The 21,329-nt window shown below is 70.2% G+C and carries 16 protein-coding genes and 1 pseudogene; 11 read left to right on the top strand and 6 right to left on the bottom strand.

The window, feature by feature from the left end:
- Positions 1-147: 147 nt before the first annotated feature.
- Genes whiA through uvrC form a run of 4 tightly spaced genes read right to left on the bottom strand, consistent with a single transcriptional unit; the run spans position 148 to position 5,415 of the window.
- Positions 148-1,137 (bottom strand): DNA-binding protein WhiA, encoded by a 990-nt coding sequence (gene whiA / locus AC3ETA_RS39360; RefSeq protein WP_062719176.1) that lies wholly within the window; start codon positions 1,135-1,137, stop codon positions 148-150.
- Positions 1,128-2,195, bottom strand: coding sequence for a gluconeogenesis factor YvcK family protein (locus AC3ETA_RS39355; RefSeq protein ID WP_432197706.1), 1,068 nt, complete (start codon positions 2,193-2,195; stop codon positions 1,128-1,130). The genes whiA and AC3ETA_RS39355 overlap by 10 nt, the downstream gene beginning before the upstream one ends.
- A complete protein-coding gene (gene rapZ / locus AC3ETA_RS39350) occupies positions 2,192-3,208 on the bottom strand; it encodes an RNase adapter RapZ (RefSeq protein ID WP_432197705.1) in 1,017 nt (338 codons plus the stop codon). Before rapZ ends, AC3ETA_RS39355 begins: the two co-directional genes overlap by 4 nt.
- Complete coding sequence (gene uvrC, locus AC3ETA_RS39345; protein ID WP_432197704.1) at positions 3,205-5,415, bottom strand: excinuclease ABC subunit UvrC; 2,211 nt, start codon at positions 5,413-5,415, stop codon at positions 3,205-3,207. Before uvrC ends, rapZ begins: the two co-directional genes overlap by 4 nt.
- Positions 5,416-6,038: 623 nt before the next feature.
- On the opposite strand from uvrC, the gene AC3ETA_RS39340 reads away from it, so the two are divergent.
- The 3 genes from AC3ETA_RS39340 (at position 6,039) to AC3ETA_RS39330 (ending at position 9,247) form a co-directional block, all read left to right on the top strand.
- Positions 6,039-6,995 (top strand): hypothetical protein, encoded by a 957-nt coding sequence (locus tag AC3ETA_RS39340; RefSeq protein ID WP_432197703.1) that lies wholly within the window; start codon positions 6,039-6,041, stop codon positions 6,993-6,995.
- A gap of 291 nt (positions 6,996-7,286) precedes the next feature.
- Positions 7,287-8,336 (top strand): LacI family DNA-binding transcriptional regulator, encoded by a 1,050-nt coding sequence (locus AC3ETA_RS39335; RefSeq protein WP_432197702.1) that lies wholly within the window; start codon positions 7,287-7,289, stop codon positions 8,334-8,336.
- Complete coding sequence (locus AC3ETA_RS39330; RefSeq protein WP_432197701.1) at positions 8,333-9,247, top strand: carbohydrate kinase family protein; 915 nt, start codon at positions 8,333-8,335, stop codon at positions 9,245-9,247. The genes AC3ETA_RS39335 and AC3ETA_RS39330 overlap by 4 nt, the downstream gene beginning before the upstream one ends.
- 156 nt (positions 9,248-9,403) lie before the next feature.
- Here AC3ETA_RS39330 and uvrA read toward each other — a convergent pair whose 3' ends face one another.
- Entirely contained in the window at positions 9,404-12,460 is a 3,057-nt protein-coding gene (gene uvrA / locus AC3ETA_RS39325; RefSeq protein ID WP_432197700.1) for an excinuclease ABC subunit UvrA, read from the bottom strand.
- A 251-nt stretch (positions 12,461-12,711) separates the two neighbouring features.
- Here uvrA and AC3ETA_RS39320 point away from each other — a divergent pair, with 251 nt between their 5' ends.
- The 6 genes and pseudogenes from AC3ETA_RS39320 (at position 12,712) to AC3ETA_RS39295 (ending at position 18,292) form a co-directional block, all read left to right on the top strand.
- Positions 12,712-13,398 carry a maleylpyruvate isomerase family mycothiol-dependent enzyme gene (locus AC3ETA_RS39320; protein ID WP_432197699.1) on the top strand — a complete coding sequence of 229 codons (687 nt, stop codon included), beginning with the start codon at positions 12,712-12,714 and terminating at the stop codon, positions 13,396-13,398.
- 88 nt (positions 13,399-13,486) lie between these two features.
- The gene (locus AC3ETA_RS39315) at positions 13,487-14,140 is read left to right on the top strand and encodes an MBL fold metallo-hydrolase (protein WP_432197698.1); all 654 of its coding nucleotides are present in this window, start codon (positions 13,487-13,489) and stop codon (positions 14,138-14,140) included.
- A 901-nt stretch (positions 14,141-15,041) separates the two neighbouring features.
- A complete protein-coding gene (locus tag AC3ETA_RS39310) occupies positions 15,042-15,806 on the top strand; it encodes a hypothetical protein (RefSeq protein WP_432197697.1) in 765 nt (254 codons plus the stop codon).
- A gap of 201 nt (positions 15,807-16,007) precedes the next feature.
- Entirely contained in the window at positions 16,008-16,340 is a 333-nt protein-coding gene (locus tag AC3ETA_RS39305) for a hypothetical protein (RefSeq protein WP_432197696.1), read from the top strand.
- 308 nt (positions 16,341-16,648) lie between these two features.
- A complete protein-coding gene (locus AC3ETA_RS39300) occupies positions 16,649-17,512 on the top strand; it encodes an amino acid ABC transporter permease (RefSeq protein ID WP_432197695.1) in 864 nt (287 codons plus the stop codon).
- 26 nt (positions 17,513-17,538) lie between these two features.
- Positions 17,539-18,292, top strand: a pseudogene (locus tag AC3ETA_RS39295) (amino acid ABC transporter ATP-binding protein).
- Positions 18,293-18,384: 92 nt separating this feature from the next.
- On the opposite strand, the gene aroQ reads toward AC3ETA_RS39295, so the two are convergent.
- Positions 18,385-18,858 (bottom strand): type II 3-dehydroquinate dehydratase, encoded by a 474-nt coding sequence (gene aroQ, locus AC3ETA_RS39290; RefSeq protein WP_432197694.1) that lies wholly within the window; start codon positions 18,856-18,858, stop codon positions 18,385-18,387.
- Positions 18,859-18,962: 104 nt separating this feature from the next.
- Here aroQ and AC3ETA_RS39285 point away from each other — a divergent pair, with 104 nt between their 5' ends.
- Both AC3ETA_RS39285 and AC3ETA_RS39280 read left to right on the top strand, forming a co-directional pair.
- Positions 18,963-20,009 carry a S66 family peptidase gene (locus AC3ETA_RS39285; RefSeq protein ID WP_432197693.1) on the top strand — a complete coding sequence of 349 codons (1,047 nt, stop codon included), beginning with the start codon at positions 18,963-18,965 and terminating at the stop codon, positions 20,007-20,009.
- A 99-nt stretch (positions 20,010-20,108) separates the two neighbouring features.
- Positions 20,109-21,329, top strand: a 1,221-nt coding sequence (locus AC3ETA_RS39280; protein ID WP_432197692.1) for an MFS transporter, incomplete at its 3' end; no start/stop codon positions are given.

Genomic DNA, 21,329 nt, shown 5'->3' with positions numbered 1-21,329 from the left:
CCCCCTAGCAGTGTTTCGCCACAGTGACGAATGACTGCCAGGCTCGGGCCACTTCATGTTCCAGTCAAGAGCGCCGCAAAGACCGACAAATACCGGTGCCGACGCCCCAAGTGGACGTCGGCACCGAGTTGTTGACGATCAGTCACGTCATCCGACGAGGTTGTCCGCCAGCTCCTCGCTGAGGTTGGCCTCGGTACCGGGGATGCCGAGGTCCTGGGCCCGCTTGTCGGCCATGGCCAGCAGCCTGCGGATACGGCCCGCGACGGCGTCCTTGGTCAGCGGCGGGTCGGCGAGCGCGCCCAGCTCCTCCAGAGAGGCCTGCTTGTGCTCCATGCGCAGACGTCCGGCGGCGGCGAGGTGCTCGGGGACCTCCTCGCCGAGGATCTCCAGGGCGCGCTGCACCCGGGCACCGGCCGCGACGGCCGCGCGGGCGGAGCGACGCAGGTTGGCGTCGTCGAAGTTGGCGAGGCGGTTCGCCGTGGCACGGACCTCACGGCGCATCCGGCGCTCCTCCCAGGCGAGCACGGACTCGTGTGCGCCCAGACGGGTGAGCAGGGCGCCGATGGCGTCACCGTCACGGACGACGACCCGGTCGACGCCGCGCACCTCGCGGGCCTTCGCGGCGATCGACAGCCGGCGGGCGGCGCCGACCAGGGCGAGCGCGGCCTCGGGGCCCGGGCAGGTCACCTCCAGGGAGGAGGACCGGCCTGGCTCGGTGAGCGACCCGTGCGCGAGGAACGCGCCGCGCCAGGCGGCCTCGGCGTCACAGGTGGCCCCGGACACGACCTGCGGGGGCAGGCCACGGATCGGGCGGCCCCGCCCGTCGACCAGACCGGTCTGCCGGGCCAGCTGGTCACCGCCGGCGACCACCCGTACGACGTAACGCGAGCCGCGGCGCAGCCCGCCCGGGGCCATCACGATCAGCTCGGAACTGTGGCCGAAGATCTCCAGGATGTCCCGCTTGAGGCGACGGGCCGCCATGGCGGTGTCCAGCTCCGCCTCGATCACGATGCGCCCGCTGACCAGGTGGAGGCCGCCGGCGAACCGCAGAATGGCGGAGACCTCCGCCTTCCTGCAGCAGGTCCGGGTGACGGGGAGTCGGGAGATCTCATCCTTCACCGCTGCCGTCATCGCCATGGGCCGATCCTTCCATGCATCCGAAAAATACGGTCGTACGCGGCGGCGAGGAGCTCCGGGTCGTGCCGGGGCGTCCCGTCCGTCCGGGCCACCGGGGCCAGCTCGACCGCCGCACCGAGCCGCTTCGCGGCCTCGGTGAGCACATCGCGGTCGGGCACGGCGGCCTCGTCGGCCAGCACCACGTCCAGGGCGAGTTTAGGGGCGTGTCGTCCCAAAACCTCCAAATGACGCTGCGGTGAGAAGCCCTCGGTTTCTCCCGGCTGCGGCGCGAGGTTCAGGGAGAGTACCCGGCGGGCCTTCGTCTCGGTGAGCGCGTCCAGGAGTTCCGGCACGAGCAGATGCGGGATGACCGAGGAGAACCAGGACCCGGGGCCGAGCACCACCCAGTCCGCGTCCCGGACGGCGGCGACGGCCTCCGGGACGGCAGGCGGATCGTGCGGCACGAGGTGCACCGACTGCACCTCACCGGGGGTGAGGGCGACGGTGGCCTGCCCACGGACGGTGTCGACCTCCTCGGGCCGGTCCGCGTCGTGGCCCTTGACCAGGGCCTGGAGCTCCAGCGGCACGGCGGACATCGGCAGCACTCGCCCGTGCGCGCCGAGCAGCTTGCCGACCAGGTCGAGGGCCTGGACGTGATCGCCGAGCTGCTCCCACAGGGCGACGATCAGCAGATTGCCGACCGCGTGGTCGTGCAGGTCGCCCTGGGAGTGGAAGCGGTGCTGGATGACGCGGGCCCAGGTCTGCCCCCAGTCGTCGTCGCCGCACAGCGCGGCCAGGGCCTTGCGCAGGTCGCCGGGCGGCAGCACGCCCAGCTCGTCGCGCAGCCGCCCGCTGGAGCCGCCGTCGTCGGCCACGGTGACGACGGCGGTGAGGTCGCCGGTGATCCGGCGCAGCGCGGCGAGCGAGGCGGACAGACCCATGCCGCCGCCCAGGGCGACGACCTTGGGCTGGGTGCCCCGGCGGCGTGGGCGGCCGCCCCGGGCCTCGGCGGGCCGGCTTGCGCGTGACTCGGGCATCGCCCGGCGCAATCTGCTCAGCCGCGGAGTACGTGCCGTCATTCCCGTCCCATGTCCCGGTGTACGACCACCGTCTCCACGCCCTGGGAGGCGAGGCGGGCGGCGAGCTTTTCGGAGGTGGCGACCGAGCGGTGCTTGCCGCCGGTGCAGCCGACGGCGATGGTCACGTATCTCTTGCCCTCGCGACGGTATCCGGCCGCGACGAGCTGGAGCAGCTCGGAGTAGCGGTCGATGAACTCCTTCGCGCCGGGCTGGTTGAAGACGTACGCCGACACCTCCTCGTTGAGGCCGGTGTAGGGGCGCAGCTCCGGGACCCAGTGCGGGTTGGGCAGGAAGCGCATGTCCACGACCAGGTCGGCGTCGACCGGGAGGCCGTACTTGAACCCGAAGGACATGACCGTGGCCCGCAGCTCGGGCTCCTCGTCGCCGGCGAACTGAGCGTCCATCTTGGCCCGCAGCTCGTGCACGTTGAGGCTGGAGGTGTCGATCACCAGGTCGGCATCGCCGCGCAGTTCGCGCAGCAGCTCCCGCTCGGCGGCGATGCCGTCGACGATGCGCCCGTCGCCCTGGAGGGGGTGCGGGCGGCGCACCGACTCGAAGCGACGCACCAGGGCGTCGTCGGAGGACTCCAGGAAGACGATCCGGCGGGTCACGCCCCGGGTGTCGAGGTCGGAGAGGGACTCGCGGAGGTTGTCGAAGAAGCGCCGGCCACGGACGTCCACGACCACCGCGATCCGCGCCACATTGCCCTGGGAACGGGCGCCGAGCTCCACCATCGTGGGGATCAGCGCGGGCGGGAGGTTGTCGACGACGAACCAGCCGAGGTCCTCCAGACATTTGGCCGCCGTCGAGCGGCCGGCCCCGGACATGCCGGAGATGATCACCAGCTCGGGGATGGCCGCCTCGGGGGCCCCGGCCGTGTCGCTGCCCGTACTCACCTGTGCTCCGTCGTTCTGGGATGCGTGCTGCCGGGTGAGATCCTCGCCGGTCTTCTTGTGCGTTTCCTGGGCCTGCTGATCTCGCTCGCCCGTGGGCTGTGTGTGGTGCTCGCTCATCTCTCCTGCCCCCGTCGTTCGTCCGGGGCGCCCGCGGACACGGGCTCCCCCGAGGTCTCCGCCGTCGTTTCGGATTCCTCGTCATCCATGATCTCTCCAGTCGCCGTGTTCACGGCGGGCGCGGCCGGGGCCGCCTGGGCGAAGGCCGCGGCAATGGTCTCGGCCGTCTTGCGGCCTATGCCGGGGACCTCGCAGATCTGGTCGATGGTCGCAGCTCGCAGCTTCTTCACCGAACCGAAGTGCTTGATCAGGGCCTGCTTACGGGTCTCGCCGAGACCGGGGACGTCGTCCAGGGGGCTAGCCCGGAAACGCTTGGCGCGCTTGGTGCGCTGGTAGGTGATCGCGAAGCGGTGGGCCTCGTCACGGACGCGCTGGAGCAGGTAGAGGCCCTCGCTGCTGCGGGGCAGGACGACCGGGTCGTCGTCGCCGGGCAGCCAGACCTCCTCCAGCCGCTTGGCGAGGCCACAGACGGCGATGTCGTCGATACCGAGCTCGTCCAGAGCCCGCTGGGCTGCCGCGACCTGCGGCTGGCCGCCGTCCACGACGACGAGCTGGGGCGGGTAGGCGAAACGCTTGGGGCGGCCGTCGTCGCCCGTGAGGCTGTTGGTGAGGGCGTCGGGGGACGTGGCGGGGGAGGTGGTGGTGAGGGCGTCGGCCGGCGTGTCGCCCGGTGGAGTGGGCGACGTGTCGCCGAGCGTGTCGGAGGACGAGTCGGCGCCGAGCGTGTCGGAGGACGAGTCGGCGCCGAGCGTGTCGGAGGACGTGTCGGCGAGGGTGTTCTCGCCGTCGGACCACTCGCCCGTGCGCTCCTTCTCGGCGAGGTAGCGCTTGAAGCGGCGGGTGATCACCTCGTGCATGGAGCGGACGTCGTCCTGACCCTCGAAGCCCTTGATCTGGAAGCGGCGGTACTCGCTCTTGCGGGCCAGGCCGTCCTCGAAGACGACCATGGAGGCCACGACGTCGTCGCCCTGGAGGTGGGAGATGTCGTAGCACTCGATCCGCAACGGAGCGCTGTCCAGGTCGAGGGCGTCGGCGATCTCCTCCAGCGCGCGCGAGCGGGTGGTCAGGTCGGAGGCGCGCTTGGTCTTGTGCAGGACGAGCGCCTGCTGGGCGTTGCGCTCCACCGTCTCCATGAGGGCGCGCTTGTCGCCACGCTGGGGAATGCGCAGCGAGACATTGGAGCCGCGGCGTCCCGACAGCCACTCCTGCACGGGCTCCAGCGGGTCGGGCAGGGCCGGGACGAGCACCTCCTTGGGCACCGCGTCCCCGGTCTCCTCGCCGTAGAGCTGCTGGAGGGCGTGCTCGACGAGGGCACCGGTGGTGATCTCCTCGACCTTGTCGGTGACCCAGCCGCGCTGGCCGCGCACGCGTCCGCCGCGGACGTGGAAGATCTGCACGGCCGCCTCCAGCTCGTCCTCGGCGACGGCGATGAGGTCGGCGTCGGTCGCGTCGGCGAGCACGACCGCGTTCTTCTCCATGGCCTTCTTCAGGGCCTCGATGTCGTCGCGCAGGCGGGCGGCCCGCTCGTACTCCATCTCGTCGGCCGCCTCCATCATCTGCTTCTCCAGGCGGCGCAGATAGGTGCCGGTGCGGCCGGTCATGAAGTCGCAGAACTCATCGGCGAGTTCACGGTGGTCCTCGGCGGAGACGCGGCCCACGCAGGGGGCGGAGCACTTGCCGATGTAGCCGAGCAGGCAGGGCCGGCCGGTGCGGGAGGCGTTCTTGAACACGCCGGCCGAGCAGGTGCGGACCGGGAAGACGCGCAGCAGGAGGTCGACGGTGTCCCGGATCGCCCACGCATGCGCGTACGGCCCGAAATACCTGACGCCCTTCTTCTTGTGACCGCGCATCACCTGCACGCGCGGGAACTCCTCGTTCATCGTCACCGCGAGATAGGGGTAGCTCTTGTCGTCGCGGTACTTGACGTTGAACCGGGGGTCGTACTCCTTGATCCAGGAGTACTCCAGCTGAAGGGCCTCGACCTCCGTGGACACCACCGTCCACTCCACGGACGCCGCTGTGGTCACCATCGTGCGGGTGCGCGGGTGCAGGCCCGCCAGGTCCTGGAAGTAGTTCGCCAGGCGCTGGCGCAGGCTCTTCGCCTTTCCGACGTAGATCACCCGGCGGTGCTCGTCGCGGAACCTGTACACCCCGGGAGAGTCGGGGATCTGTCCCGGCTTGGGGCGGTAGCTGGAGGGGTCGGCCATGTCTCACACCCTACTGGCGCCCGGTGACAGTCCGGCGAGCCTGTGGATAACCTCCGCCACGGTCGGCGGGTGCCCTGGAACGTGAGAACGGGCAGTACAGGACATCCGTCTCTGCCCCCGGTGACCTGCGGCGTCGGGCCGCGCCCCGGTCGGAGTCCTCCCCGGCCATCGGGGCGAGGGCACACGTGGGCGAGCGCGCTGAGCCCTTGTCCCGGAGTCGCGGGCGCGCGGGCTTGCGGGCTTGCGGGCTTGCGGGCGGGCGTCCCGCGACGGAGGCCGTAGGCCGGTCTCCACAATCCGCCCGGTGCCCTTCGCCACAGTCCGGCGTGCTTCCTCCATGGAGATCGGCCCTGTCGTCGCATGCCATCAGGGACGTGCTCGGCAACACCGCGACGGGCACGACGACTTGATCTGGACGTATCGCGACTCGGCCAGGAGTGGGCTGCTGTTGGGCATCAGGTGTTGTCGGGACTTGGTCAACACGCTTCAATGCGGGGGAACTCGGGGAACTGAACGGCGGCGTACGGATGTGACCACCTCCCGACGCCCCGACGGGGTGACCCCGATCAGTCGCGTGAACGGTCTGACCAGCCGTTGTGAAACAACCACAGAAAGGCCCCTGCATGCCGCACGCCACACAGCACGCGGACATCGCCGCCGTCGCCTCCGCGGAACTGGACTCGGCCCTGCGAGGCGGCCCCTTCCATGCCGCCTTGCGTGCAGCGATTGCCGCCCGGGGACTGCCTCTCCAGCGCGTGCAGCACCACCTGTCCCGTCGCGGGGTGAAGGTCGGCGTCACCAGCCTGAGCTACTGGCAGCAGGGGGCCCGGCGGCCCCAGCGCCCCGAGTCACTGCGTGCGGTACGAGCGCTGGAGGAGATCCTCCAGCTGCCGGAGGAGTCCCTGATCAGGCTGTTGTCCGAGGCCGACGACCACTCCGCCCTCCAGCAGCCCGCCGCCCGCTCCTACCGCTCCCTGGTGGAGGCATCAGGCATGCTGGAGCGGCTGCTGGCCGAGCTGGACTGCCCGGTCGACGGCGGCCTGCACACCCTCGCCCACCACGAGCAGGTCCGGATCGGGGCGCGCCGCGAGCTGGCGGGGCGCGACTCGCACCACATAGTGCGGGCCCACAAGGACGGCGTGGACCGTTTCGTGGCCGTCCACCACGGTGACCCGGGGTGCACGCCGGAGCGCATGACGGTGCACGCCCTGGAGAACTGCCGCATGGGCCGGGTCCGCTGGCATCACGACACCGGTGTCCTCGTCGCCGAGCTGCTCTTCGGCACGCGTCTGCGGGCCGGCGACACCTATCTCTTCCGCTACGGCGTCGAGGACGGCACGGCCGACGTCTCCCGCGAGTACGCCCGCGGCTTCCCTCTTGCGGGCGGCCAGTACGCCCTGCAGGTCCGCTTCGCCGAGGACGCCCTCCCGGCCCGCTGCCACCGATTCGCCCAGCACTCGGCGGCGGCACCGCGCAGTGGCCGCCAGGGGCTGGCCATCAGCGGGCTGCACCGATCCGTCCACCTCGTCGAGCCACGGGTGCGGACCGGGATCGTGGGCATCGGGTGGGAGTGGGAGTGAGCGGCTGCCTCGGGCTGTCCGCGACCGGCGCCGCCGTGGGCTGTCCGTAGCCTCATCGCGCCTCGGCTTGGGACATCGGTCCTCTGACGCGGTTCTCTGACCTCGGAACGCCCTGGTGCGCCTCCACGCTCATCGCTCCGAAGGGTCCCCTCGGCATGTTCGATCCCTGACGTAAACGATTGCGCAAGCGTTTACGTCAGGCACTCGTATGGGATACCTTCCCGGCCAGGAGGACTGCATCAGCCCGGGATCGGGCGCCGCATGGGGGCGACAGACAGGGAGAGCTTCTCGATGGCGACCATGGCCGACGTCGCGCGGCATGCCGGTGTGTCCGTGGCGACCGTCTCCCATGTGCTGAACGAAACCCGCCCCGTGCTGCCGCACACCCGGCAGGCGGTGCTGGACGCCATGGAGGAACTCGGCTACACCCCCAACACTCTCGCCCGGTCTCTGGTGACCTCCCGCACCCGGTCCATCGGGCTCGCGGTGTCCGCGATCAGCAACCCGTACTTCACGGAGATCCTTCAGGGCGTCGAGGCCGCGGCCCTGGAACACGGCTACAGCCTGCTCATCGCCGACCCGCACGACGATCCGGGGCATGAACGCAAGGTCGTGCAGCTTCTGCACGAGCGTCGCGTGGACGGCATGATCGTCGCGCCCTCCGCCGATCCGCGCGAGCTCCTCGCCTACCTGGGGCGCCACAAGGTGCCGGCCGTCCTCCTCGACCGCGTGGTCGACGCCCCGGCGGACGGCTCGACGGGGCTCGACCAGGTCTGCGCAGACAGCGCCGAGCCCACGGCCCGGCTCGTGACCCACCTCGCCGAGCTCGGTCACCGGCGGATCGGCCTCGTCGCCGGCCTTCCCGGACTCAGCACCACGACCGAGCGTCTCGCCGGATACCGGGACGGCCTGGCGGCCGCCGGGCTCGCCCACGACGAAGGGCTCGTCGTGCACGGCAACTCCGAGTCGCCCGGAGCCGAACAGGCCACCACCGCGCTGCTGTCGCTCCCCTCGCCGCCCACCGCTCTCGTCACCGCCAACAACGCGATGACCATGGGCGCCCTGCGCAGTCTGCGCGACCATGGGCTGTCCGTGCCCGATGACATCGCCCTGTGCTGTTTCGACGACTTCGCCTGGGCCGATCTGTTCTCCCCCAGGCTGACCGTGATCGCCCAGCCCAGCAGGGACATCGGCGCCCAGGCGGTGAGCGTGCTGCTGGACCGGCTCGCCGGGCCGGACCGGCCCGCCCGGACCGTGCGTCTCCCCTGCACCTTCGTGCACCGCACCTCGTGCGGCTGCCCCGAACAGTCCCTGACGTCCGTGAAAGGAACCGCCTCGTGATCGTCGTCGCCGGTGAGGCCCTGATCGACCTGGTACCGCAGGGCACGGGCGCCCTCGCGAGCCTGAAGCCGGCGCTCGGCGGCGGCCCCTACAACACCGCCGTGGCCCTCGGCCGGCTCGGCTCCCCCAGCGCCTTCTGCTCCCGGACCTCCTCCGACGCGTTCGGTGAGGCCCTGCTGGACGGGCTGCGCGAGGCCGGAGTGGACGTGTCGGCCGTGCAGCGCGGTATGGAGCCGACGACGCTCGCGGTCGCCACCATCGACGACAAGGGGTCGGCCGCCTACTCCTTCTATGTCGAGGGCACCGCGGACCGCCTCTTCACGGCACCTGCCAAGCTGCCCCAGCAGACCCGCGCGGTCTCCTTCGGCACCTGCTCGCTCGTCCTGGAACCCGGGGCGAGCGCCTATGAGGAGCTGATGCGGAGTGCGGCCGCACAAGGGGTGTTCACCGCGCTCGACCCGAACATCAGGGCCGGACTGATCCCCGACCCGGATGGCTACCGGGCCCGGTTCAAGAGCTGGCTGCCGTCGGTGACGCTGCTCAAGCTCTCCGAGGAGGACGCGCAGTGGCTGGGCGGCACGCCGCGTGAGTGGCTGGACGCGGGACCCGCTGCCGTCGTGATCACGCGGGGCGGGGACGGGCTGACCGCCTTCACACGGGACGGCGCCGTGTACTCCGTACCGGGCGAAGAGGTCGACGTCGTGGACACGATCGGTGCGGGCGACACCGTCAACGCGGCCCTGTTGCACGGTCTGGCCGCCCTGGATGGCCTGTCCGCCGAGGCGCTCGTGGGACTCGATGCCGACGACTGGACACGGCTGCTGGGGTTCGCGACGCGGGCTGCCGCGATCACCTGCTCCCGGGCGGGTGCCGAACCGCCGTACGCCTCCGAACTGGGGGACTTCCAGTAGGCGTTGGGTGCTTCCTTCATTCCGCTCTTGAGGAGTCAAGGTCCTACGCGGCCACCTGGCTCGGGCCGCTGATGATCCAACGGGTGGCGCCCCGCGGGGAGTTCCCGCGGGGCGCCACCCGTTTCGGTATTTCTTCGGACTCGTCGCTTGCCGGGCTCAGGCCTTGCGGGCCCGCGTCGTCTTCTTCGCGGGAGTCGTCTTCTTCGCGGCGGCCGCCTTCTTGGTGGCACCGGTCGCCTTGTCGGTGGCCTTGTTGTTGGCCGCCTTCGTGGTCCTCGCCGTCGCCGTCTTCTTCGCCGCCGTCCCCGCCGCGACCGTCTTCCTGGCCGCCGTCTTGCGCGGGGCCTTCACCGAGGCCGCGTCGCTGATGCGGTCGGCGCCGAGGACCTCGCGCAGGAACTTGCCGGTGTGGCTGGCGGGCACCGCGGCGACCTCCTCGGGCGTGCCCTCGGCGATGACCAGGCCACCGCCGGCGCCGCCCTCGGGGCCCATGTCCACGAGCCAGTCGGCGGTCTTGATCACGTCGAGGTTGTGCTCGATGACGATGACCGTGTTGCCCTTGTCGACCAGGCCGGAGAGCACCTTCAGCAGCTTGCTGATGTCCTCGAAGTGCAGACCGGTGGTCGGCTCGTCGAGGACGTAGACGGTGCGGCCGGTGGAGCGCTTCTGGAGCTCGCTCGCCAGCTTCACACGCTGCGCCTCACCGCCGGACAGGGTGGTCGCCGACTGGCCGAGCCGGACGTAGCCGAGACCGACGTCGTTCAGCGTCTTCAAGTGGCGGTTGATCGCCGGGACGGCCTCGAAGAAGTCCATGGCCTCTTCGATCGGCATGTTCAGGACCTCGGAGATGGACTTGCCCTTGTAGTGGACCTCCAGGGTCTCCCGGTTGTACCGGGCGCCGTGGCAGACCTCGCACGGGACGTACACGTCCGGGAGGAAGTTCATCTCGATCTTGATGGTGCCGTCTCCCGCGCAGTTCTCGCAGCGGCCGCCCTTGACGTTGAAGGAGAAGCGGCCGGGCTGATAGCCGCGAACCTTCGCCTCGGTGGTCTCGGCGAACAGCCTGCGGATGTGGTCGAAGACGCCGGTGTACGTTGCCGGGTTCGAGCGCGGGGTGCGGCCGATGGGCGACTGGTCGACGTGCACGACCTTGTCGACGAGGTCGTCGCCGTCCACGCGCGTGTGCCGCCCCGGGACGTTGCGGGCGCCGTTGAGCTCGCGGGCCAGGTGCGTGTACAGGATGTCGTTGACCAGCGTCGACTTGCCGGAGCCGGACACGCCCGTGACCGCGGTGAACACGCCGAGCGGGAACGAGACGTCGATGTCCTGGAGGTTGTTCTCCCGGGCGCCGTGCACCGTGAGCAGCCGGGACGGGTCGTGCGGGCGCCGGATGTCGGGCACCGGGATCGCCTTCTTGCCGGCCAGGTACAGACCGGTCTGGGACTCGGCGTTGGCGAGCAGCTCCTTCAGGGAGCCGCTGTGCACGACCTTGCCGCCGTGCTCACCGGCGCCGGGGCCGATGTCGACGATCCAGTCGGCGGTCTTGATGGTGTCCTCGTCGTGCTCGACGACGATGAGCGTGTTGCCCATGTCGCGCAGCCGGACGAGGGTCTCGATCAGCCGGTGGTTGTCACGCTGGTGCAGACCGATGGACGGCTCGTCGAGGACGTACAGCACGCCGACGAGTCCGGAGCCGATCTGGGTGGCCAGGCGGATGCGCTGGGCCTCGCCGCCGGAGAGCGTGCCGGCCGCGCGGTTCAGCGAGAGGTAGTCCAGGCCCACGTCGACCAGGAACCGCAGCCGCTCGTTGACCTCCTTCAGCACGCGCTCGGCGATCTTCTTGTCGCGGGCGTTGAGCTTCAGCTCGCCGAGGAACTCCGCGCAGTCGCTGATCGACATCGCGGAGACCTCGGCGATCGACTTCTCCATGATCGTGACCGCGAGGACGATCGGCTTCAGGCGCGTGCCTTCGCAGGTGGGGCAGGGCACCTCGCGCATGTAGCCCTCGAAGCGCTCACGGCTGGCGTCGCTCTCGGCCTCGCTGTGCCGGCGCTTGACGAAGGGGACGGCCCCTTCGAAGGGCGTCGTGTAGACGCGCTCACGGCCGTACCTGTTGCGGTACCGGACCTCGATCTGCGTCTTGTGGCCGTACAGCAGGGCCTTCTTGGCGCGCTGCGGCAGGCCCGCGAAGGGGATGTCGGTCCGGAAGCCGAGCGCGTCCGCGAGGGCACCGATCAGACGGCCGAAGTAGTCCTTGGTGTGGCCGTGCGACCAGGGGTGGATCGCGCCCTCGTCGAGGGACTTGTCCTCGTCCGGGACGATCAGCTCGGGGTCGACCTCCATACGCGTGCCGATGCCGGTGCACTCGGGGCAGGCGCCGAACGGCGAGTTGAAGGAGAAGGAGCGCGGCTCCAGTTCCTCGAAGGAGAGGTCGTCGTACGGGCAGTACAGGTGCTCGGAGTACATGCGCTCGCGCTCGGGGTCGCCCTCGGGGAGGTCGACGAAGTCGAGCACGACCATGCCGCCGGAGAGGCCGAGGGCCGTCTCCACGGAGTCGGTGAGCCGGCGCTTGGCGGAGTCCTTCACCGTGAGGCGGTCGACGACCACCTCGATGGTGTGCTTCTCCTGCTTCTTCAGCGTGGGCGGGCTGGACAGCTGGATCGTCTCGCCGTCCACCCGCGCGCGGGAGTAGCCCTTGGTCTGGAGGTCGGCGAAGAGGTCGACGAACTCGCCCTTGCGCTCGCGCACCAGCGGCGACAGCACCTGGAAGCGGCTCCCCTCCGGCAGCTCCAGGACCTTGTCGACGATGGCCTGCGGCGACTGGCGGGAGATCGGCCGGCCGCACTCGGGGCAGTGCGGCTTGCCGATGCGCGCGAAGAGCAGCCGCAGGTAGTCGTAGACCTCGGTGATGGTGCCGACCGTCGAGCGCGGGTTGCGCGAGGTCGACTTCTGGTCGATGGAGACGGCCGGGGACAGACCCTCGATGAAGTCGACGTCCGGCTTGTCCATCTGGCCGAGGAACTGCCGCGCGTACGACGACAGCGACTCCACGTAGCGCCGCTGGCCCTCGGCGAAGATGGTGTCGAAGGCCAGCGAGGACTTGCCCGACCCCGACAGGCCCGTGAAGACGATGAGCGAGTCGCGCGGCAGGTCGAGCGAGACATTCTTCAGATTGTGCTCGCGCGCGCCACGGACGATGAGACGGTCGGCCACGCCGGTCCGCACCTTTCTTGAGAGAAGTGACACGAAGGCGAGGCCCCCGTGTGTTCTCGGACTCGAGTCCCCCGTGCTTTCCCAGACTAGGGGGCACCACTGACAACGCCGGTCGGATTCCCGGATGCGTTAACAATCCCCGGCCATCCAGCATGCCCGACGCCAAGGCCGAGCCTATAGCACGTGCATTCGATTTACGGCACTCGTTCACCACCTTCACCCAAAGGTGTGGCGGGACTAATGTCAGCACCATGATTGATCACGCTCGTGACCTGGTGTCTGTACGTGAAGCGACCGAACGGCTGCTCACCGCAGCGGCGAAACTGGACAACGCCTCAGCGGCCGAGCCGTCACGGCTCCCCGGCTGGAGCCGCGGCCATGTCCTCGCGCACATCGCCCGCAACGCGGACGCCCTCGTGAACGTCCTTCAGGGGCGCCCCATGTACGTCTCCGCCGTCGCCCGGGACGCCGACATCGACCGCGACGCCCCGCGCCCCCTCGACGTCCAGCTCACGGACGTGCGGGAGAGCGGCAGCCGCTTCCAGGAGGCGGGCGCCGTGCCCGCGGACTGGGCGCGCACGGTGGAGCTGCGCAACGGCGTCACCGACGCGGCGGCCCGGGTGCCGTTCCGGCGGTGGGTCGAGGTGGAGCTGCACCACGTCGATCTCGGGATCGGGTACGAGCTGGAGGACCTGCCGGCGGAATTCGTCCAACGGGAGATCGACTTCCTCGCGGACCGGTTCACCGGGCACGCCGACGTGCCGCCGACCCGGCTCACGGACGGCACGCGCGCGTGGAGCACGGGCCGGGAGGCGGACGCCGCCGAGGTCACCGTCCGGGGCACCGCGCCCGAACTGCTCGGCTGGCTCGCCGGGCGCCGCGACGGGGCCGGGCTGACCGCGGAGGGCGGCGCGCTGCCGTCGCTTCCGCCGCTGTAGCGCCGGCGGCCACCGGCCGCCCTGCCGACGCTTTCGCCGCTGCAGCGCCGGGGGGCCACCGGCCGCCCTGCCGCTATAGGCTGCCGCCATGACGTACAGCGGACAGGTGACGGTCGGTGGCCCCGCCGACGTGCATGAGCTCAAGGACCTGATGATCACCAAGATCGCGGTCGGCCCGATGGACAACAACGCCTATCTGCTGCGCTGCCGGGCCACGGACGAGCAGTTGCTGATCGACGCCGCCAACGACGCGGACACGCTGCTCGGCATGATCGGGGACGACGGCATCGCGTCCGTCGTCACCACGCACCAGCACGGCGACCACTGGCAGGCGCTCGCCGCGGTCGTCGAGGGCACCGGCGCGCGCACGTACGCCGGCCGGGACGACGCCGACGGTATCCCGGTGCCGACCGATGTCCTGGTCGACGACGGCGACACCATCCGAGTAGGGCGTGTGGAGCTCACCGCGCGCCACCTGGTGGGGCACACACCGGGTTCGATCGCCCTCGTCTACGACGACCCGCACGGGCATCCGCATGTCTTCACCGGCGACTGTCTCTTCCCGGGGGGTCCTGGTAGGACAACACGTCCGGAAGAGTTCAACTCCCTGATGGACGGCCTGGAAACCAAGCTGTTCGACGTCCTGCCCGACGAGACGTGGATCTACCCCGGCCACGGCAACGACACCACCATCGGCACGGAGCGGCCCCAACTCGCGGAGTGGCGCGCCCGAGGCTGGTAGCCGTCCCCACGACGACCGCCCCCGTTTCGAAACCGAAGCGGGGAGGTCGCGCGCTCAGGCACGTCGACGCCCCGGCAACGTCCTGCCCGACGGACGACGGCGTCCGAACTCACCCAGACATCGGGCCCGCCGCCACGCCACTCGATCAGCCAGACGCCGCGACGTGCGCCTCGTCAACATCCTCGATCCCAGCCTTGCGCAGCAATCGTGACCGCGGCGTGTACCTCGCCCGCCACACCACCGGAGCGGCCGTTGCGAGCGAGCCGGACCATGCGTGGAATACCGCCAGAGTGGTGGCGGACACCGCCGTCGAGACCCGATCGGCGCGATCCGCCGCGAGTTGGCTACAGGGGTGGGTCCCACTGACTCATCGCCCGGCCTTGTGCATGGTGCTTCGGCGTCAGTCCCTGGGTCGCCCGGTCGGCGCCTCACATACCGGTGGATCTCGGCGGCGTGTCTGTCGCAAAGCCTGGCGAATATCTCCGGCCGCTCCAGGGATTCCTGGATGCCCAGCGCGTCGTCGGTGGGTGGCTCCCCCACGAGGCCCGAGCTTCTTCATGCAGTAGGAGTGGAGTGTTGCGTGGGCGGTCGACCTCGATGCTGCCGGGTGCCTCGGTGTCGGCTTCGGAGGAGGGGAACCGACCGTGTACCGAGGGGGATGCCTCCGCAAGCCGCCTTCGGCCCATGCATGGCCCACTGGGGAGGGATTCGTCCACCACGAGCCTCCTGGCGACCACACGGATCCCTGGGACCGTACCAGCCTCTCGCCTCGCGCAAGGCGGGGATTGTCTGATGCCCGATCGTGATTCGCGGGTGTACAACCCCGTGCGGGTGCCGGCCGTCTGTAAGGCGCTGGAGGGATGAGCCTTCGGTGCCTTTCCGTAAGGAGATTGGGGATCAGGTGGGGAAGCAGGTCTGGAGAGCCGTCGTAGCCGGTGGTGCGGCGGCGGTGTTCACGACCGTGGCCGCGGCGCCGGCCGGGGCGGCCGAGGGTGGGGTCTCGTTCACCCGTGTCCAGGTGAACGGCGGCAAGCCGATTGTGATCGGGGTGTCGAAGGAGGTCGCGGTGCCCGCCTCCTTCCGGATGGCGACCACTCACAAGTGGAAGTGGCCTGCGGTGTTCCTGTACCGGGGTGGTGCGGGTGATCGGCTGTGGCACGCCATCGAGACGAGCGACTGCATCAAGGTGAGCTCGGGCGTCTGCGATTTCAACGAGACGATGTACTTCGACCCGAGCGTGTGGGACATGCGTAACAGCGAGGCCGGGGCCTGGAAGGTCGGGGCCGAGGTGTACTTCGAGGGCGGCGGCGGCGACACCGACGACGAGGATCTGACGGTCCACGTCAAGCGCAACTCCCGCCTGACCGTGAACGCCTCGCCCGAACCGGTGGCCAAGGACAGGACCATCACCGTGACCGGGAAGGTCACGCGGGCCAACTGGGAGACCAGGAAGTACGCCTCCTACGGAGGCCGCCTGGTGAGTCTGCAGTTCAAGCCTGCCGGCACCGCCTCCTACACCACGGTGAAGAAGGTGTACGCGAACGGCTCGGGTGATCTCAGGACGACCGTGAAGGCCTCCAAGACGGGTACGTGGCGCTGGGTGTACTACGGGAACACCACCACCGGGCCGTCGACGTCGGCCGGGGACAACGTCGTCGTGAAGTGATGTCCCCGGTGCCGGCGGGCCGGTGGGGGCCGAACCGGCGGTAACGGCTGCGACGCCTTGCGCTGGCCGACCGCGAGCGGCGAGGTCGTGCGTCGGGCTGCTCTGCGTGTTCTGGGCGTGGAGACGCGGGGGTCCGGCTCCACTCGCCGTGCGCCAGGATGGGGGTGGTGAGGTCGCCAACTGGGTGGAGGGCAGCGGATCATGGGCCTCGTGGTCGCGTATGGATGCAAGGCCACCCCCGCCCATCGCGCCGTGGAGGTGTATGACGCCGACGCCTATCCGGGCGACACGGAGGCCATGGACGCTGCCGACCGGCAGGTGGTGGCCGGCAACGGATATCAGCTGTACATCCGCAGTCTGCAACCCAACATCGACGTCGAGGTCGCCATCCGCGTCTGGGATACTCCGCCGGCCCCGCCCGCTCATGCGGAAGGGCACATCCCCGTGAGTATCGAGTCCGACACCGGCGGCAACGACACGACGCTGGGCGCCGAGCGACCGCATCTGCCGGAGTGGCACACGCGGGGTTGGTGAGGGCGAACCGGGCGCAGGCGTATGGCGCGTGAACGAGTCGGAGCGCAGGTCCAATCACCACGCGCCCCGCGCACGCGCCCCGTGTGAACCGTTCACACACGCTGGTGTCATGCGCGCGCTCCCGGCGCGCGTTGTTGCGCAGTCAACTGGAAGCAGCCCCGCGAAGGATGACGGCTCCTGAGCGGAAAGGGCCGCCGGTCTCTCAATCCCCGCCCTCGACCGGCGGCCCCGGCGGCCCTCCGCGCGAGTGTTCACAGGAACGCAACACCCGTTCCCAATATCAGGAGGGAGCGGACGGCGACGGCGGCGTGTCCGGCGCGGGTGACGACTACGTCCCCTCGCAACGGCGGCTCGACCGCGAACGCCACAAGCGCGCCCGGGCCTGCTGCGCCACCGCCATCGGCGCCCTGTCCACCCTGGTCACCGGTGTCGTCCTCTACCTGGTCGTGGTCAACGCGCCGCGCTGGCCGCGCACCAAGGAGACGTTCTTCGACCAGGAGTACGCGCGCGAGGCGTTCCCCAAGGTCCTCGAAGGGTTGTGGCTCAACGTCCGGCTGCTGCTGATCCGCGGCGCCTGTGTGCTGGTCCTCGGAATGCTGATCGCCGTCGCCCGCACGCTGCGCGGCCCGGTGTTCTTCCCGCTGCGCGTACTGGCGGCCGCCTATACAGACTTCTTCCGGGGCCTTCCGCTCATCATTAACCTCATGATCGTCGTCCTCGGCGTCCCCGCGCTGCGGCTGCAGGGCGTGACCGTCGATCCGGTGCTGCTGGGCGGCACGGCACTCACCCTGACGTACTCGGCGTACGTGGCCGAGGTGTTCCGCGCGGGCATCGAGTCCGTGCACCCCTCGCAGCGCGCCGCGGCACGCTCGCTGGGTCTCACCAACCGGCAGGCGCTGCGGCACGTGGTCCTGCCCCAGGCGGTGCTCCGTCAGGTGCCGCCGCTGCTGAACGACCTGGTGTCGTTGCAGAAGGACACCGGACTGGTGTCGATCGGCGGCGCGGTGGACGCCGTACGGGCCGCGGACATCATCGTGGGCCGCAGCCTCAACTACACGCCCTGCATCGTCGCCGGCCTGATCTTCGTGGCGCTGACCATTCCGATGACACGCTTCACGGACTGGGTGACGGCGCGCATGGACCGCCGGCGCGCCCAAGGAGGTGCCCTGTGAGCGACGCATCCGTGAGCGACGCATCCATGAGCGACGCACCTGTGCTGCGCATGGAGTCCGTCCGCAAGACCTTCGGCGGCTCGGTCGTGCTGCGGGACGTCGAACTGGAGGTCGCGCCGCACACGGTGACCGCGCTGATCGGCGCCTCCGGTTCCGGCAAGTCCACGCTGCTGCGGTGCGCGAACCTGCTGGAGGAGATCGACGACGGTGCGATCTGGCTGGACGGCGAGGAGATCACCCGATCCACGCGTCGACCAGGACGCCGTACGCCGCCGTATCGGCGTGGTGTTCCAGGCGTACAACCTCTTCCCGCACATGACGGTCCTGGAGAACATCACCCTCGCCCCGCGCCGGGTGCACGGGCTGTCCCGCGCCGAGGCCGAGGCACACGCGCGTGAGCTGCTGGAGCGGCTGGGGCTCGCCGAGAAGGCGGGCGAGTACCCGGACCGGCTGAGCGGCGGCCAGCAGCAGCGGGTTGCGATCGTCCGTGCGCTGGCCGTACGCCCGCGGCTCCTGCTGCTCGACGAGATCACCGCCGCCCTGGACCCCGAGCTGGCCGGCGAAGTCCTCGCCGTCGTCCGTGACTTGAAGTCGGACGGGATGGCCATGGCCCTGGCCACGCACGAGATGGGGTTCGCCCGCGAGGTCGCCGACCAGGTTTGCTTTCTGGACGGAGGGGTGGTGCTGGAGCGCGGCACGGCCGAGCAGCTCTTCGGTGATCCCCAGCAGGAGCGCACGCAGCGCTTCCTGCGACACATCGTGGAGGCCGGGCGGTTGTAAGGACCGCACCGCAAGGGCGGGCGGTCCTTACAACCGTGCCTTCCCGCATCCGCGGCTCATCTGTGTCCTCCCCCGTCCCCGGGCCGGACGCGTCACGTGTTCGCCTGCCCCGCCCCCACCAGCGCCACGACCCGCTCCACACCGAAGACATAACCCTGTACGCCGCACCCGGCAATGACCCCGTCGGCGCGCAGCGAGACGTAGGAGTGGTGCCGGAAGGACTCGCGCTTGTGGATATTGGAGATGTGGACCTCCAACACAGGAATGCCGTCACAGGTGTTGAGCGCATCCAGGATCGCCACGGAGGTGTGCGAGTAGGCGCCGGGGTTGATCACGATCCCGCAGTGGTTCAGCCGTGCCTCGTGGATCCAGTCGACCAGCTCGCCCTCGTGATTGGACTGCCGGAGGTCGACCGTGCCGCCGTGCGCCGCCGCCGCCTTGGCGCACAGGGCCTCGACATCGGCCAGGGTCTCGGAGCCGTAGATCTCCGGCTGGCGCTGGCCGAGCAGGTTCAGGTTGGGGCCGTTGAGGATCATGATCGGGGCATTGGCCAGGGTGCGGGGCACGGTTCCTCCGGTCCGTTCGAGGTGCGGCGGTGCGTCGATGACCGCTGCTCAGACCCCGGTTTATCACGATGCACCTGGCACGCATCGCCCCCTACCCTCCGGACATGACCACGATCTCGTACCCTGCCAAGCCCTCCCCCGGCGACCGCGTCGCCGTCATCTCGCCCGGCGCGGGCCTGCCCGGACTCTTCCCGCGCCCCTACGAACTGGGCCTGGAGCGGCTGCGCAAGGAGTACGGACTCGCACCCGTCGAGTACCCGACGACCCGCAAGATGGGCGCGACACCGCAGGAACGCGCCGACGACATCCACGCCGCCTTCGCCGACCCCGGCATCAAGGCGGTCATCGCCTCGATCGGCGGCGACGACCAGATCACCGTGCTGCCTTTGCTGGACCGGGAGTTGATCCGGGCGAACCCGAAGCCGTTCTTCGGGATGAGCGACAACACGAACCTGCTGATGTTCCTGCGCAACACCGGGATCGTCGGCTATCACGGCGCCACCGTGATGTGCGAGCTGGGCCGACCGGGCGCGATGCACCCGCAGACCGCCGACTCGCTGCGGGCCGCTCTGTTCACCTCCGGCGAGTACGAACTCGGGCCCGCCGAGCGCTGGAACGACATCAATCGCGACTGGGCCGACCCCGCGACCTTCGACGCTGAGCCCGGGACACGGCCCGGCACGGGATGGACCTGGGTGAACGCCGACCGGGTGGTGGAGGGCCGTACCTGGGGCGGCTGTCTGGAGATCGTCGGCTGGCTGCTCATGGCCGACCGGGAGATCGCGCGCGACCTCTCGGAGTACGACGGCGGGGTGCTGCTGCTGGAGACGTCGGAGGAGATGCCGAGCGCCTCCCAGGTCTTCTGGACCCTGCGCAACATGGGCGAGCGCGGGCTGCTCCAGCGCTTCTCCGCACTCCTGATGGGCCGGGCGAAGACCTGGTCCTTCGAGCGTCCCAACGGCCCCGAGGAGGCCGCTCGTTACGCGGCGGACCAGCGCGAGGCCGTGCTGCGGGCCATGCGTACGTACGCCCCGAACACCACCGTCGTCCTCGACGTGGACTTCGGCCACACCGATCCACAACTCGTGATCCCCTATGGCGGCACCGTCCGCGTCGACGGCCCCGCCCGGCGCATCACCGTCACGTACTGACGAAACCCCCAGCGCGCCTGTACGCCCCCGTAACCGGCGATCACTGTGGGTAGTTGACGCAGCATGCACGATGCACGCACAGTCAAGACACCTCCGTCCATGCTGCGGCTGGCGGCCGCCTCGCTCGCCGGGACGGCCATCGAGTTCTACGACTTCTTCGTCTACGGAACCGCGGCGGCGCTGGTCCTGGGACCGCTCTTCTTCCCGACCTTCTCGCCGGTGGCGGGAACCCTGGCCGCGTTCGCCACGTTCGGAGTGGGCTTCGTGGCACGGCCCCTGGGGTCGGTGCTGTTCGGGCACATCGGGGACCGCCACGGGCGTCGGCCGGTCCTGGTCGCCTCACTGCTGCTGACGGGGGCGTCCACGGTCGCGGTCGGCTGCGTGCCGACGTACGAGGCCATCGGTGTGGCCGCTCCCCTGCTGCTGCTCGTGCTGCGCTTCCTCCAAGGGCTGGGGCTCGGTGGTGAGTGGGGCGGGGCCGTCCTGCTGACCGTCGAGCACGCGCCGCCCGGTCGGCGGGGTCTGTGGTCGAGCTTTCCGCAGGTCGGGCCCGCCCTGGGTTTCCTGCTCGCCAACGGCGTGGTGCTGGGGCTGTCGGCGACGCTGTCCGACGCGCAGTTCGCCTCGTGGGGCTGGCGTGTGCCGTTCTGGGCGGCGGGGGTGCTCGCGCTGGTGGGGCTGTGGCTGCGGTCGTCCCTGGCCGAGAGTCCCCGGTTCCTCGAGATCGACGACCACGCGCGTGTGCCGCTCACCGAGGTCGTACGCGACCACTGGCGGCTCGTGCTGCTGACGGCGGGAGCGCTGGCGATCGGGTACGCGATCTTCTACGCCGTGACGACCTGGTCCCTCGCGTACGCCACCGAGCGACTCGGTGTGAGCCGTGGCGTCATGCTGACCTGCATCATGGCCGCGGTGGTGGTGAAGGGCTCGCTGACACCGCTGGTGGCGGTGCTGGGCGACCGGTACGGACGCCGGCCGCTGTGCCTCATCGGGTGCACCGCGTCCGCGCTGTGGATGTTCCCGCTGGTCGCGCTGCTCGCCACGGGTCAGCCGCTGCTGATGTTCCTGGGCTTCCTCGGCGCGATGCTCGCCTTCATCACCATGTTCGCCGTGATCGCCGCGTATCTGCCGGAGCTGTACGAGCCCCGGGTGCGCTGCACGGGCGCCGCGGTGGGCTACAACCTCGGCGGCGTCATCGGTGGCGCGCTCACTCCGATCGTGGCGACGGCGCTCGTCGAGCAGAGCGAGGGGCGGGTGCCCTGGGGTGTGGGAGCGTATCTGACCGGGGTCGCGCTGCTCAGTCTGGGGTGCTTCACGCTG

The organism is Streptomyces sp. bgisy027, from assembly GCF_057710365.1.
The sequence above is the reverse complement of the archived record's forward strand: the minus strand, read 5'-3'. Positions and strand labels throughout refer to the sequence as shown.